General features: G+C 36.6%; 17 protein-coding genes and 2 other annotated features. Of the genes, 9 read left to right on the top strand and 8 right to left on the bottom strand.

Annotated features, from left to right (window positions below; translation table 11 throughout):
* Position 1: 1 nt before the first annotated feature.
* From trpD to trpE, 3 genes are read right to left on the bottom strand one after another with little or no spacing between them, the layout of a single operon-like run.
* A complete protein-coding gene (gene trpD, locus F8162_RS17765; RefSeq protein ID WP_151631276.1) occupies positions 2–1,027 on the bottom strand; it encodes an anthranilate phosphoribosyltransferase in 1,026 nt (341 codons plus the stop codon).
* The gene (locus tag F8162_RS17760; RefSeq protein WP_151631277.1) at positions 1,024–1,611 is read right to left on the bottom strand and encodes an aminodeoxychorismate/anthranilate synthase component II; all 588 of its coding nucleotides are present in this window, start codon (positions 1,609–1,611) and stop codon (positions 1,024–1,026) included. Before F8162_RS17760 ends, trpD begins: the two co-directional genes overlap by 4 nt.
* The gene (gene trpE / locus F8162_RS17755; RefSeq protein ID WP_151631278.1) at positions 1,608–3,026 is read right to left on the bottom strand and encodes an anthranilate synthase component I; all 1,419 of its coding nucleotides are present in this window, start codon (positions 3,024–3,026) and stop codon (positions 1,608–1,610) included. Before trpE ends, F8162_RS17760 begins: the two co-directional genes overlap by 4 nt.
* Before the next feature lie 52 nt (positions 3,027–3,078).
* Positions 3,079–3,323: a binding site (T-box leader), on the bottom strand.
* A 42-nt stretch (positions 3,324–3,365) separates the two neighbouring features.
* Positions 3,366–3,603 (bottom strand) — a binding site (T-box leader).
* 306 nt (positions 3,604–3,909) lie between these two features.
* On the opposite strand from trpE, the gene putP reads away from it, so the two are divergent.
* Both putP and F8162_RS17745 read left to right on the top strand, forming a co-directional pair.
* Positions 3,910–5,388, top strand: coding sequence for a sodium/proline symporter PutP (gene putP / locus F8162_RS17750; RefSeq protein ID WP_151631279.1), 1,479 nt, complete (start codon positions 3,910–3,912; stop codon positions 5,386–5,388).
* A gap of 158 nt (positions 5,389–5,546) precedes the next feature.
* Complete coding sequence (locus tag F8162_RS17745) at positions 5,547–5,945, top strand: Ig-like domain-containing protein (protein ID WP_151631280.1); 399 nt, start codon at positions 5,547–5,549, stop codon at positions 5,943–5,945.
* A 24-nt stretch (positions 5,946–5,969) separates the two neighbouring features.
* On the opposite strand, the gene F8162_RS17740 is transcribed toward F8162_RS17745, so the two are convergent.
* Both F8162_RS17740 and F8162_RS17735 read right to left on the bottom strand, forming a co-directional pair.
* Positions 5,970–6,365, bottom strand: a complete 396-nt coding sequence (locus F8162_RS17740) for a PH domain-containing protein (protein ID WP_151631281.1) — start codon at positions 6,363–6,365, stop codon at positions 5,970–5,972.
* A 228-nt stretch (positions 6,366–6,593) separates the two neighbouring features.
* Positions 6,594–7,505, bottom strand: coding sequence for a DMT family transporter (locus tag F8162_RS17735; RefSeq protein WP_151631282.1), 912 nt, complete (start codon positions 7,503–7,505; stop codon positions 6,594–6,596).
* Positions 7,506–7,708: 203 nt separating this feature from the next.
* Here F8162_RS17735 and F8162_RS17730 point away from each other — a divergent pair, with 203 nt between their 5' ends.
* From F8162_RS17730 to exsF, 6 genes are all read left to right on the top strand, one after another.
* Positions 7,709–8,440 (top strand): alpha/beta hydrolase, encoded by a 732-nt coding sequence (locus tag F8162_RS17730; RefSeq protein WP_151631283.1) that lies wholly within the window; start codon positions 7,709–7,711, stop codon positions 8,438–8,440.
* 93 nt (positions 8,441–8,533) lie between these two features.
* Positions 8,534–9,052 (top strand): YjcG family protein, encoded by a 519-nt coding sequence (locus F8162_RS17725; protein ID WP_151631284.1) that lies wholly within the window; start codon positions 8,534–8,536, stop codon positions 9,050–9,052.
* A gap of 1 nt (position 9,053) precedes the next feature.
* Positions 9,054–9,476, top strand: coding sequence for a GNAT family N-acetyltransferase (locus F8162_RS17720; RefSeq protein ID WP_151631285.1), 423 nt, complete (start codon positions 9,054–9,056; stop codon positions 9,474–9,476).
* 99 nt (positions 9,477–9,575) lie between these two features.
* Positions 9,576–11,642, top strand: a complete 2,067-nt coding sequence (locus F8162_RS17715; protein WP_151631286.1) for an ATP-dependent helicase — start codon at positions 9,576–9,578, stop codon at positions 11,640–11,642.
* Between the two features lie 142 nt (positions 11,643–11,784).
* Positions 11,785–12,261 (top strand): spore coat protein CotY, encoded by a 477-nt coding sequence (cotY, locus tag F8162_RS17710; RefSeq protein ID WP_151631287.1) that lies wholly within the window; start codon positions 11,785–11,787, stop codon positions 12,259–12,261.
* A 167-nt stretch (positions 12,262–12,428) separates the two neighbouring features.
* Entirely contained in the window at positions 12,429–12,932 is a 504-nt protein-coding gene (gene exsF, locus F8162_RS17705; RefSeq protein ID WP_000492933.1) for an exosporium protein ExsF, read from the top strand.
* 78 nt (positions 12,933–13,010) lie between these two features.
* Here exsF and F8162_RS17700 read toward each other — a convergent pair whose 3' ends face one another.
* Both F8162_RS17700 and F8162_RS17695 read right to left on the bottom strand, forming a co-directional pair.
* Positions 13,011–13,196, bottom strand: coding sequence for a cytochrome C oxidase subunit III (locus tag F8162_RS17700; protein ID WP_151631288.1), 186 nt, complete (start codon positions 13,194–13,196; stop codon positions 13,011–13,013).
* Between the two features lie 101 nt (positions 13,197–13,297).
* A complete protein-coding gene (locus tag F8162_RS17695; protein ID WP_000899661.1) occupies positions 13,298–13,657 on the bottom strand; it encodes a DUF1360 domain-containing protein in 360 nt (119 codons plus the stop codon).
* Positions 13,658–13,782: 125 nt separating this feature from the next.
* Here F8162_RS17695 and exsY point away from each other — a divergent pair, with 125 nt between their 5' ends.
* Complete coding sequence (gene exsY / locus F8162_RS17690) at positions 13,783–14,241, top strand: exosporium assembly protein ExsY (protein WP_001277728.1); 459 nt, start codon at positions 13,783–13,785, stop codon at positions 14,239–14,241.
* 60 nt (positions 14,242–14,301) lie between these two features.
* Here exsY and F8162_RS17685 read toward each other — a convergent pair whose 3' ends face one another.
* Complete coding sequence (locus F8162_RS17685; protein ID WP_151631289.1) at positions 14,302–14,832, bottom strand: spore coat CotO family protein; 531 nt, start codon at positions 14,830–14,832, stop codon at positions 14,302–14,304.
* Positions 14,833–14,844: the final 12 nt, after the last annotated feature.

Raw genomic sequence — 14,844 nt, 5'->3', positions numbered from 1 at the left:
TTTAATTCACCCTTTCTAATTTTTCATTACTTGCTGCAATTAATAAGTTTAGTTTGGCTAATGCTTTTCCAGAGTCAATGCTATGTGCCGCTAGTGTAATTCCTTCTTCAATCTTTTCTACTTTTCCATTTGCGAAAAGGGCTAGACCTGCATTTAATAACACTGTATCGCGGTAAACACTCGTTTCTCCGCTTAATACGCCGAGCGTAATCTTTGCATTTTCTTTTGAATTCCCGCCTCTAATCTCTTCATTTTTCACTATTTGGAAACCGTATTTCTCAGGTTCAATACTCGTTTCTACTATTTCATTATCTTTTAAAATGACAACACGATTTTCTCCTTGTAATGATGCTTCATCTAAAAAACCACTTCCGTTTACGACAAGCGCTTGTTTTCTTCCTAGTTTCTGTAATACTTGCGCAACTGGTAGTAACATATCTCGTTTATAAATGCCGACAAATTGTGTTTCTAGATTAACGGGATTCGTTAACGGTCCAATTAAGTTAAAGATCGTCGGCACATTTAATTCTTTTCTTATTTTCATAATGCGTCTTAATGCTGGATGCATCACTGGTGCGAATAAAAATGCAATTCCGACATGCTCTAATAAATAATCAATTTCGTTTGGTGTACTGCTAATATTTACACCGAGTTCTTCTAATAAATCCGCGCTTCCTGTTTTACTAGATACGGCACGGTTACCATGTTTTGCAACCTTTACGCCAGCTCCTGCCAGTACAAATGCTGATGTTGTACTAATATTAAACGTTTGGGCACCGTCACCACCCGTCCCGCAATTATCCATAGCTCCTTGTATATGGTTGGAAAACGGTAATGCCTTTTCGCGAAGAGCTCGAACAAGGCCGTATATTTCTTCTGCTGTTTCACCTTTCGCTTTCAGTAAGACTAAGAAGGCCGCAATTTCACTTTCCAATACGTTTTCATTTAATAAAAGAAGCCCTGCTTTATACATTTCCTCTTCTGTTAAATGTTGTCCCTCCACTAATTTACGAAGATAGTTATTCATACTCTTTCCTCCTCTTTCACTTCGCCTAAAAAGGCATGTATTAACTTTCCGCCTTCTTCTGTTGCTATTGATTCCGGATGAAACTGTAATCCGAATAGCGGAAAATAATTGTGACGAACTGCCATAATTTCTCCGTCGTCCATCGCTGTCGCTAGTATGTCAAAACACTCTGGCAAGCTCGTTTGCGCTGCAACAAGAGAATGGTAGCGCATCGCCGTTAATGGCTGTGTTACATATGAAAAGATTGAAGTTCCATTATGTTTCACACGAGATGTTTTTCCGTGTTTAATGCGTTCTGCTCTTACAATCTCTCCTCCAAATGCTGATATAATCGCCTGATGTCCGAGGCAAATCCCTAATATGGGAACGTTCTTATAAAAATGACGAATGACTTCGATACAAATGCCAGCATCCTCTGGTTTTCCTGGTCCTGGTGAAAGCACAATTCCTGTTGGATTCATCCCTTCTAGCTGTTCTATCGTTATTTGATCATTTCTTACGACTACAATATTTTCTTCGTATTCGCCTAATAGTTGATACAAGTTATATGTGAATGAGTCATAATTATCAATCAATACAATCATTTCATTACCTCCAAAAGCGCTCTCGCTTTATTTAATGTTTCTTCATATTCAGCTACTGGATCTGAATCGTAAACGATGCCTGCTCCTGCCTGAACGTAAGCTTTTTCATCTTTTACAACCATCGTTCGAATCGCAAGCGCCATATCAAGATTTCCAGAAAAACTAACGTATCCAACCGCACCGGCGTATACATTTCTTTTTTCATTCTCTAGCTCATTTATAATTTCCATCGCTCTAATTTTCGGAGCACCTGACACTGTTCCTGCTGGTAGGCAATACGCTAATGCATCAAATCCAACCATTTGTTTTCGTAATATTCCATAAACTTCAGATACAATGTGCATAACGTGAGAATATTTTTCTACTTTCATATATTTATCTATCGTCACGGATCCAATTTCACTCACTCTGCCAATATCATTTCGCCCAAGATCTACAAGCATCATGTGCTCCGCTCGTTCTTTCTCATCTTCTAACAATTCTTTTTCAATTTCCTCATCTTCCTGCTTCGTTTTCCCTCTCGGCCTCGTACCAGCAATTGGATTCGTCATCACTTTATCCTCTCTTACTGATAACAAACTTTCCGGCGAAGAACCGAGTACAACATAATCTTGAAAATCAATATAGAACATATATGGTGATGGGTTTGCAATGCGCAGTTTACGGTATAACGCGAAAGGATCACCAATACATTCACTTTGCAAACGCTGTGACAGTACGACTTGGAATATGTCCCCGGCCCTTATATGTTCTTTCGCTGTTTCTACCATCTCACAAAACTCTTTTTCTGTTATAGAAGAAGTGAATGATAATGTTGACCTTATTTGAGTTACTTCCGCTGCTTCTCCCTGTAACACTTCCTCTTTGTATACTTGCAACCTTTCATATACTTCGTCACAAGAAGCTGAATCGTCTTCCCTGCATACATATACAAATGATAATTTTTGGCGTAAGTGGTCATACACGATAAACTCACGGTACAGTAAAAGGTGTACTTCTGGAATATTCAATGGATCGTGTAAATCTGCTCCAATGTTTTCATACTGCCGGATGACGTCATAGCCAATATAACCAACTGCTCCTCCGCAAAATGGAAATGGACTGTCTACGTGTGCTGACTTGATTACTTCTTCTAACACTTGTAGTACGTTACCTTGCAGCTTTTCTGTTTGGCCGTAAATCGTTCGTTCCACTTCCGTACCAACGCTTTTCACTTCACCATACGGGTTACATCCTAAATATGAATAGCGTCCTTTATCTTGATGAAGCTGGGAGCTTTCTAATAAAAACTTTTTCTTTCCCTTCATACGTCTATATAAAGAAATTGGCGTAATGCTATCCCCTTCTTCTTCAGCGATTACTAAAAATGTTCTTCCCTTTTCTTTTTGCTTCATAAATTCCTCTTTTGTCATCATGCCTTTCACCTCAATCTGAAAAATAAAAAAGTCCTCTACATATCGAAAATATGTAGAGGACGATAAATTTACCGTGGTACCACCTCATGTTGGACGCAAAAGCATCCCGCTTTATTCAGGTACAAAATATATACCTTATCCTTGTAACGGCGGAACCCGGGTTGCCTACTGAAAACAATTGTTCAGCATACCTCTCGTAAGCCCATTCCGTATATGGCACCGCACCGGGCTCCCACCTATCCCCGGCTCTCTGTAACGTCTCCAATATACGTACTCTTCTTACTTCAACGATTTCATTTATTTAATTTTTTGTACACAAAAAGGGAGTACTCATCCTATAGAAAGGACGGGTACTCCCGTGGTGCCACCTTAATTCGTTACGAATGTAACGCACTTTACCGTATCAAAAACAATACGTGTCTCTTGTATCGATGAGATCATGTCGCCAAAGCCTACTTCTTTCGTTTCGGTTTGGAAGCTCCGAAGCCCATTCCACATCAATCCCATACTGATTCGCACCAACCATCAGCTCTCTGACATGTTCATCATGTGTACTCTTCTTCATCAACGCTTGCATTTTTTTAAGTTGAACTCATTATAGACCTAACTTTTTTCATAAGTCAATACTTTTAAAAAAATTTTATTTTTCTCTCCTTTCAATATTATATTGACAAAACAACCTCTTTTTATGTAAATATAATAAATACTCTATTAAAAATAAGGTTTTTTGTATGAATATTATATATTAAAAAAGTAAAATGACTTCAAAAAACGCTTACATTTCTGAAAATTCATATTTCTGTATGGATTTTTCAGAATAATCATGATAGATTATAAATATGCATAACGCATCAAAAGACATGACAAAAGGAAGGGGAACTACATGAGTACGCAGATGTTAACTTTAACTTCAATCTCTATTTACATGCTCGGGATGTTAGTCATTGGCTATTTCGCCTACAAACGAACGTCCAACTTAACAGATTATATGCTTGGCGGGCGTACACTAGGCCCCGCAGTAACAGCATTAAGTGCTGGAGCATCGGATATGAGTGGTTGGCTTTTAATGGGATTACCCGGTGCAATGTTTAGCGTTGGATTAAGTAGTAGTTGGATTGCGATCGGCCTAACACTAGGCGCATACGCAAACTGGCTTTATGTCGCTCCTCGCTTACGTACCTACTCTGAAATTGCAAACAACTCTATTACTATCCCAGAATTTTTGGAACACCGTTTCCACGACAAATCTCACATGCTACGCTTAGTATCCGGACTTGTTATTATGATTTTCTTTACTTTTTATGTAGCTTCAGGACTTGTTTCAGGCGCTGTATTATTTGAAAATTCATTTGGTATGAACTACCACTTTGGATTATTCATTGTTGCTGGCGTTGTTGTCGCTTACACATTATTTGGTGGTTTCTTAGCAGTAAGTTGGACAGACTTCGTGCAAGGAATCATTATGGTTGTTGCTCTTATTCTTGTTCCTATCGTAACAATTATGAATTCGAACGGACTTGGACCTGCATTTGATACAATTCAATCTGTAGATCCAACGCGTTTAGATATTTTTAAAGGAGCCTCTACTTTAGGGATTATTTCTTTATTTGCATGGGGCCTTGGTTATGTTGGACAACCTCATATTATCGTACGCTTTATGGCGATTTCCTCTGTAAAAGAAATTAAAAGCGCACGAAGAATTGGTATGAGCTGGATGATTTTCTCTGTTGTCGGAGCTATGTTTACTGGCCTTATCGGTATCGCTTACTACTCACAACAAGAGTTAACATTATCTAATCCAGAAACAATTTTCCTTGAACTAGGAAAAATTTTATTCCATCCACTTATTACTGGATTTTTATTAGCAGCTATTTTAGCTGCGATTATGAGTACAATTTCATCTCAATTACTCGTTACTTCTAGTGCTATAACAGAAGATTTATATCGTACATTCTTTAAACGTTCTGCTTCTGATAAAGAACTTGTATTTGTCGGTCGTATGGCTGTACTAGTTATTGCATTAGTTGGGTGCGCATTAGCGTTTAAACAAAATGATACGATTTTAGCTCTTGTTGGATACGCTTGGGCTGGGTTTGGTTCTTCATTCGGACCTGCTATTTTATTAAGCTTATATTGGAAACGTATGACAAAATGGGGCGCACTTGCTGGTATGATTTCTGGTGCCGCTACAGTAATTATTTGGACTCAATTCAAATTCTTAAAAGATTCCTTATATGAAATGATTCCTGGTTTCGCTATTAGTTTAATAATGATCATAATTGTTAGTTTACTAACGAAACCTTCAAAAGAAGTTGAAGAGCAATTTGAGAATTTCGAAAAGCAACATAGTCATAATCTATAAAAAGAAAGCTCTGCTGTTATGATAACAGCAGAGCTTTTTTTACAGTTCGACAATCTTCTTCTCAAATTTAACAAATTCTTTATGTTTCGTTAAATTTAACATAACACTACTCCTTTATAGTATGAATATCAGCACTTATACAGAAAGGGGACTCCAACATGTTAGCAGCTTTTCAGCGACAACAAACACGAAAATTTTCACCTATCACAAATACTTCTACCTCTTGTTTGAACATACAACCTAATCCACCTAAAATTTCAATTGCTCCTTCTGTTATTTCAGTCATCGGTGTTCATATGGAAAAAAATAAGTTAAAGGTAAGAACTGGACAAAGCACTGAGCTATCAGCTTCCGTTTTACCAATGCAAGCGACGAATAAAGAACTTATTTGGACAAATATGAATGCTGATGTTATCACAATATATCCAAAAGGTGATACGGTAACGATTACTGGAAAAAGTGCGGGAAGAGCAGTCGTAATTGTCACAACTACTGAAGGAAAGTTCCGTGACCTATGTATGATTCATGTACAACCTTATATGACAAATCCAAAGTAAAAGAGTGGCTTCGTAGCCACTCTTTTACTTCGTTTCAATTTTTGAATTTTTACTTGTAACAAGATTGATGAATTGTTCTTTATCTTTAGGAGAAATAACTTCTGTTTTATGTGCACCGTAAACAATTTCAAGTCGATCCAATGACAATGCATGAGCAGCTATTGGATTTTTCGTATTTGAAATTTGTTTTATATCTCGTATAAATATGCGTTTTTTAACGAGACCTGATCTAATTGTAATTGTTTCTTCTCCGACGATGTATTTTGTCGAAAACCAACTCCACATAAATAATATTGCTAACGGGATTGTAAAAAATAAAAGAAAATACTCTTTTCCTGCAAATAGAGGAGCAAAACACGCTCCAATGACAACGAAAAAAATCGGATATAACCATACGTCTTTTTTTGATGGAAATTCCATGTCCTTCCCCCTTCCTCACCTATATTTCTATAAAGTGAAACTTTAATCAGTGGGGGTTTTCCTCATCCCCCACTGATTATTAGTTGAACCAATCGGACTTTAATGGGCAGTTGATCCCCCACCTAAATTCTTTGCTTTCGCTGAATTTTGAGGTGGGGGTCTTACTGCCCATTAAAGTGGGATAAAACAAAAAGAGAAGTATCACAACTTCTCTTTTCTCCCCTAACATTATAATTCCTGTGTGTACACCGGCTCGTTTACTACATTTTTTGCTGTTCGTTTTTGTTGTTGTAGTAAGAAAACAGATACACCAAACAATACGAGCATGCTACCGATAATTTGCATAGCATTTAATCTTTCCCCGAGTAAGAAGAACGCTAGTATAGATGCTCCAACTGGTTCCCCTAAAATACTCATTGAAATTGTTGTTGCATTTACGTAGTTTAATAACCAATTATTAATAACGTGTGACACTGTCGGCACCACCGCAAGTAAAAGAAAAACGGTCCAGTCCCACTTCGAATAACCTGTAAAAGGCACTTGCAATACTATATTATACATCCCCATAAAAATACCTGCGAATGCAAAAACTGTAAAACTGTAAATCCAGTGTGATACTTTCTTTACTGTCGTTTGCCCGATAAATAAATAACCGACAACCGCTATTACACTTAAAAAGGATAATATATCTCCATAAATTGCTTGTTCACTTAGCCCTAAATCTCCCCACCCAATACACATTACGCCTAGTATCGCAATTCCCATTGTCGCAATGGCTGAGTATGTTGTTCTTTCTTTAAATAAGAAAAAACCTCCAACTAAAGATACGATTGGTTGAAGTGCTAAAATAATCGTCGAACTAGCAACTGTCGTATGCTTTAAAGATTCAAACCATAAGAGAAAATGAAGTGCTAAAAAGAAACCAGATCCAATTAAAAATCCCCAATCTTTTATTTGAATCTTACTAAATTCCTCCCGTTTTTTCCAAACGATTGGCAGCATAATAAGTACGATAATCCATAATCGGTACATACTTAATATGGAAGATGGTGCTGAGGACATCTTTACAAAAACTGCTGCGAATGAAATGGCTATAATGGAAATTGCTAATGGTAGTGCGATTGATCTTTCTTGTTTCAAATTCCGTCTCCCCTCTCACCTGTCAAAAATCCCACTTCATTATATCCGTTTTCTTTCATAACTTAAATACTAATTTTTTAGATTCTTCGTACCATTATGGTAAAATAGAAACGAAAGCACCTATTAGTGAATATTTCTTTCTTTTTCACTACAAGCGTCGCTCTTACAATCATTACAGTAAATTTTTATTTAGGGGGATCTATATGAATCAAACAATAGGGAGAATTGAAGAAATTTCATTTTATAGTGCATCACTTCAAGAAGATGTCACACTTCTCGTTTACTTACCAGTAAATTACACACCACTGCACAAACATACAGTTGTAATTGCACAAGATGGTAGAGATTATTTTCAGCTCGGTAAAGCGCACCGTGTAATTGAGCGCCTTCGTGAAACTGAAGAAATTGACCGTACAATTATTGTCGGTATTCCATATAAAAATGTACACGATCGTAAAGAAAAATATTTCCCAAATGAAGTGAAAAACGCTGCGTATATTCGTTTCCTTGCTCATGAACTTGCACCATATATCGATGAAAATTATCCAACGTACCAAATGGGAAAAGGTCGTGTGTTAATTGGGGATTCTCTTGGCGGAACAGTTTCCTTCATGACTGCACTTATGTATCCGCATACATTCGGTAAAGTCGTTATGCAATCACCATTTGTGGATGAAACAGTGATGAACTTAGCAAAAGACTTCAAAAATCCGGAGGCGCTAGACCTTTATCATGTCATTGGGACAGAAGAAACAGCTGTAAAGCGCACGGATGGACAAGTATCTGATTTCGTACAACCGAACCGTGAGCTCAATACGCTTCTGACAGATAGAAATTTCATCACGCATTACGAGGAGTTTGCAGGTAACCATACGTGGAAATATTGGCAAACTGATTTACCGAAAGCTTTCTCTCATATTCTATCAATGAAATAATAGAGAGCAGTATTCAGAATAATTTGATATAATAGATAGAGAGATTTGTTTTTCTCAAAATCTAACTAGACTTACAAAGGGAGGAATTGGAACATGAAATTAGGCATTGTAATTTTTCCATCTAAAATGATTCAAGATAAAGCGAACGGATTGCGTAAACGTTATGATCCGCACTACGCATTAGTTCCGCCACATATTACATTGAAAACACCCTTTGAGACGCAAGATGATCAACTAGAATCGATTGTAAACGAGTTACATACAATCGCAAATAAAACGAACCCTTTCACCCTTCATGTTGGAAAAGTTGGTTCATTCGCACCTGTTAATAATGTTCTTTATTTTAAAGTAGAAAAAACACCTGAACTCACTTTCTTAAATGAGGAAATGCATAGTGAATTCTTTACGCAAGAACGCGAGTACGCTTTCGTACCTCATTTAACAATCGGACAAGGCTTATCAGATGCAGAACATGCTGATGTATTAGGTCGATTACGTATGAAAGATTTCTATTATGAACAACCAATTGATCGCTTCCATCTTCTATATCAATTAGAAAATGGTACATGGACTGTACATGAAACATTTCACCTTGGAAAGGGGCACAACTAATTTGCACGCACAAATCGTACAAACGGACGAACAACTAAGAGACGCATTCTCTGTACGTAAGCAAGTCTTTGTGAATGAACAACAAGTTTCTGCTGAAGAAGAGTATGATGAATTTGAAGAAACTTCAACACACGTTGTTATATATGATAATGATGTTCCAGTTGGTGCTGGTCGCTTTCGCATACTGGATGGAATAGGAAAAATGGAACGCATTTGCGTACTAGCTTCCCATCGTAAAAAAGGGATTGGAAAAATTGTTATGGATGCACTTGAAGCGTATGCGAAGAAAAACTCGCTACCAAAATTAAAGCTGCACGCCCAAACACATGCTGAAGATTTCTATAAGAAACTTGGATATGTAACGAATTCTGATGTATTCATGGAAGCAAATATTCCTCACATCGTTATGATAAAAGAATTGTAATTTGAAAACAGGAGGTATCCCCTCCTGTTTTTTACATTGCTATTTTCTTTTTCTTCCGCTAAAGTTAAATGTTGATGCTATAGTTTTGAAGGTGAATATATGACACAAGAAAAATTTTCACAAAAATCATTAACGCATGCTGATATTCCGCGTGCAACATATCATATTCCGAAAACATCTACCCATTTAATTATGGAAGAAGATGCAGATGCAGCGTACTTTCGCGCTCTCGAGCAACAAAATGTATTTTTAAATGAAAAACAATTAGAAGCCGTGCGAACGACAGAAGGTCCTGTCCTTACATTAGCTGGTGCTGGAAGCGGGAAAACGTCTGTTTTAACAACTCGCGTAGGTTATTTAGTAAATGTAAAACAAGTTCATCCGCGCAATATTTTATTGCTTACATTTACACAAAAAGCAGCTGAAGAAATCCGAAATCGTGTAGCAAATTTACCAGGTATGAATCGTGCAGCAAGTAGCTACGTTGTTGCTGGTACATTCCACTCTGTCTTTTTAAAATTGCTTCGTAGTCAAGGATATAATCAGCAAATTTTAGCAAACGAAAAACATAAACAAATTATGATAAAGAAAATTTTAAAAGAATTACGCTTAAAAGACGATTATGATGCTGAAACGATGCTCGCTATGATTTCACTTGAGAAAAACAAATTGAATCGTCCGAAAGATGTAAAAGTAAAAACACCCGTTGAACAAGAATTTAAAGAAGTATACGAGCGTTTTGAAGAAGTGAAACAACGATATAATTATATTGATTTCGATGACATCTTATTAGAAACATATTATATGTTAGAAAATAACGCTCCTTTGCTTACCCAATTACAACAACGTTTCCACTATATTGAAGTAGATGAGTTCCAAGATACATCGTATGCACAATATGAAATTGTAAAATTGTTAGCCACGCCAAGAAATAATTTATTTATCGCAGGTGATGACGATCAGGCGATATACGGCTGGCGAGGAGCAAGTCACCAAATTATTTTATCTTTTCCAAAAGAATTTGATAACACTACGATTATCGCACTTAATACAAATTATCGATCCAACCCATTTATCGTCGGACTTGGAAATGAAGTTATCAAACTAAATCAGGAGCGTTTTGATAAAGAGCTATATTCTGTGCGCGAAGAAGGTGTACAACCTTTTTACGCAAGACCTGCTACGACTCTTGATGAAGCAAATCAAATTTTGCAGCTCATTCAAGAAAAAGTAGATAGCGGCGGACGTAACTTTAAAGATTTTTGTTTACTGTATCGCACACATTCTGTAAGCCGTTCGTTACTTGATCAGCTTACCATTCACAAAATCCCGTTTATTAAGCACGGGGCGAGCCAATCGTTTTATGAACATTCTTTAATTAAGCCTGTATTAGATCATTTAAGACTGGTAATTGAACCGTTTCGACTAGAATCACTTTCGAATATATTGCCAACGATGTATATTGGGCGTGATGATTGTATTTCATTTATTGAACGTGAACAATGGAAATATGGTGAGGGCCGTTTCCCTTCTCTTCTCCATTTCTTATTATTAAATCCGAGCTTAAAACCTTTTCAAGTGAAAAAGGTAAATGAGCGTATCGATTTTATTAAATTTATAAAAGAATTAGAACCGAAAAAAGCATTAAAAGAAATTATTCATGGTAAAGGAAAGTATTTAGAGTACTTACAAAGTAATGATCGCTCTTCCTTTACGATGCATAAAGATATACAAGAAGAAATGTTAGAAGAATTAATGGAGTCTGCAACTCGTTTCACCGACATTCCAGCTTATTTACAATTTATTGATGAAGCAATTCAAGGTCAAAAAGAAATGGAAGCATTAAAAACAATGCCACAAAAAGATGCTGTTTCGCTTATGTCTATTCATAACGCAAAAGGCCTTGAATTTCCATGCGTCTTTTTACTTGGAGCGAGCGATGGTATTCTCCCCCATACTTCTTCTTTAAAAGATGCAAATGATCGTGTTACAGAGACTTCTGAAGCTTTAGAGGAAGAACGCCGACTACTTTATGTCGCAATTACACGTGCGAAAGAAGAACTTTACATTTCCTCTCCGCAATTTTTTAGAGGAAAAAAATTAGATATATCTCGTTTTTTATATACTGCGCGAAAAGATTTACCTGAAAAGACATCCACTAAATAAGGATGTCTTTTTTTATATTGCATTATGTACATCCCTCCTATATAAATTCCCTGTTTTTATCATAAGAATTAACGTAATATCAACCATATCTCACTCATATTGTAATAGTGTATGTCAGAACTCACGATAAGGAGTGAACATAATGAGCTGCAATTGTAACGAAGACCATCATCATCATCATCATGATTGTGATTTCAACTGTGTATCGAATGTCGTTCGTTTTATACATGAATTACAAGAATGCGCAACGACAACATGTGGATCTGGTTGCGAAGTTCCATTTTTAGGAGCACATAATAGTGCATCAGTAGCCAATACACGCCCGTTTATTTTATACACAAAAACTGGAGAACCTTTTGAAGCATTTGCACCAACTGCAAGCCTTTCTAGCTGCCGATCCCCAATTTTCCGTGTCGAGAGTATAGATGATGATGATTGCGCTGTATTGCGTGTATTAACTGTAGTATTAGGTGATACTTCTCCTGTACCACCTGATAATGATCCAATTTGTACGTTTTTAGCTGTACCAAATGCAAGATTAATGTCGACCAACACTTGTCTTACTGTTGATTTAAGTTGCTTCTGCGCTATTCAATGCTTACGTGATGTTACGATTTAAAACTAAATAATGAGTTAAGCATGGATTGGGTGGCAGAAAATTCTGCCACCCAATCCATGCTTAAAAGGTATTATTATGTATTTTTCTTAAAATTGGGAACTTGTCTAGAACATAGAACCTGTCCTTTTCATTAACTGAAAGTAGAAACAGATAAAGGAGTGAAAAACATGTTCTCTTCTGATTGCGAATTTACTAAAATCGATTGTGAGGCGAAACCAGCTAGTACACTACCTGCCTTCGGTTTTGCTTTCAACGCTTCTGCCCCTCAGTTCGCTTCATTATTCACACCATTACTATTACCTAGCGTAAGTCCAAACCCAAATATTACTGTTCCTGTAATAAATGATACAGTAAGTGTCGGAGATGGCATTCGAATTCTACGAGCTGGTATTTATCAAATCAGTTATACATTAACAATTAGTCTTGATAACGCACCTGTTGCACCAGAAGCTGGTCGTTTCTTCTTATCATTAGGTACGCCAGCTAACATTATTCCTGGATCAGGTACAGCGGTTCGTTCTAACGTTATTGGTACTGGTGAAGTAGACGTATCCAGTGGTGTTATTCTAATTAACTTAAACCCTGGCGATTTAATTCAAATTGTACCAGTTGAGTTAATTGGAACTGTAGACATCCGTGCTGCAGCATTAACAGTTGCACAAATTAGCTAGTAAAAAGCGGTATTTCTTCCTTAGAAATACCGCTTTTTTATATTTATAATAAAAAACACTCACAGTAATATGAGTGTTTCATTCTTCATAATGTTTTATTGTGTTCTTCTTTTTCCCGCAATTACATCCCTTTTTCTTCACAAATCCTTGTTGGTGTAATTGTTCTTGGTATGCCTGTTGTTGTGCTTGGTGTTGTTGCTGTATATGATACCATTGCTGCAGGTCATATGAATTTTGCCTTGGACTATTACTCACAGCAAACATCTCCTCTACTGTCAATTCTGTCTATTTACTATATGAACAACTCTTTATTTCCGTTCCCTCATTCTTTTAAACTCCGCTTTTTCTCGTATTATGAAAATATATTATTCTCCTATAAAGTATCCTGTAATCGTTTCAATGATTGCTGCTGCTCCTGCAATAGCTAATAATGCAAGTAACGGCTCTGCAACGATAGGAATCCAATTATATAAAACTAATAAAAAAGCACTAACCCATACACCTGTACACCAATAACAGCTTAATAATTCTCCAATCCACTTTCTTAATCCTTTACCTTTTACTTTTGTAAAAGTTGATACACTTCCATCCGGCTCTGTAATCTCTAATTCATCAATAAACGGTCTTCGCAAAAAAGCTGTAATTTTATCATAAACAATTAAACGGGTGAGCCTAAAAGCAGCTAACGCGAAAATGAAAAATAAAAGCCAACTTGTAAACAGCATGATTCCACCTTCCCTTATCTTCTTTTGCCTATTTAAAAAAAAAGCTCTTGAGATTGTGACCAAATCTCCTCGACTCCAATATCTTATTAATGTAAATACAAACAAGAAGATAAGGAGTGACATTAATGAGTTGTAACGAAAATAAACACCATGGCTCTTCTCATTGTGTAGTTGACGTTGTAAAATTCATCAATGAATTACAAGATTGTTCTACAACAACGTGTGGATCTGGTTGTGAAATCCCATTTTTAGGAGCACACAATAGTGCTTCAGTAGCAAATACACGCCCTTTTATTTTATACACAAAAACTGGAGAACCTTTTGAAGCATTTGCACCAACTGCAAGCCTTTCTAGCTGCCGATCTCCAATTTTCCGTGTGGAAAGTGTAGATGATGATAGCTGTGCTGTATTACGTGTATTAACTGTAGTATTAGGTGATACTTCTCCTGTACCACCTGATAATGATCCAATTTGTACGTTTTTAGCTGTACCAAATGCAAGATTAGTATCGACTAACACTTGTCTTACTGTTGATTTAAGCTGCTTCTGTGCGATTCAGTGCTTACGCGACGTTTCTATCTAATAAGTGAAGTAAATTAAAAAACTATTGGGGTGGTAGAAGATTTCTACCACCTTTACATATTTAAAAGCCGGCCATACTAATCGATTGGATATCATCTATAGACAACTTAATATCTCGCATACTATTTTGCGGCATAATGGATACAATGCCATTACGATACGATATGATTGATCCAATATAAGAAACTGTATCCGTTTTTATTCTGCACCTTACTTTCGGAATGTAATGAGGACGGTTTAATAAGAAATGAATTTTCTCATCATTATTCATATCCTTAAATGATTTATTATACGGAACAGTTCTCACTGGCTCCTGCTGTTCTTGTACTTGTTCCTCTTCTTCTATTTCTTCTACTTGCTGCTCTTGTTGCTCTTTTTGTTCTATTACCTCTTCCACAGCACTACTTACAGCATTTTCATTTTCATTTCTATTACTTACTTCTCTTCGATCCTCATTTTCAAAGTTTGTTAAGATAATCCTCTTTATTTTCGGTGCAGCAAGTTCCAAACTTACTTGCGCAATATATAACAACGGTTTTCCAACTGTTGAACTTTTATTTTTATTCTTCACACTCGTCCCTCCCACTTCCATACGTAGCTGAAT

It is taken from the genome of Bacillus sp. CH140a_4T (assembly GCF_008923725.1).
Lineage (GTDB): Bacteria > Bacillota > Bacilli > Bacillales > Bacillaceae_G > Bacillus_A.
The sequence above is the reverse complement of the archived record's forward strand: the minus strand, read 5'-3'. Positions and strand labels throughout refer to the sequence as shown.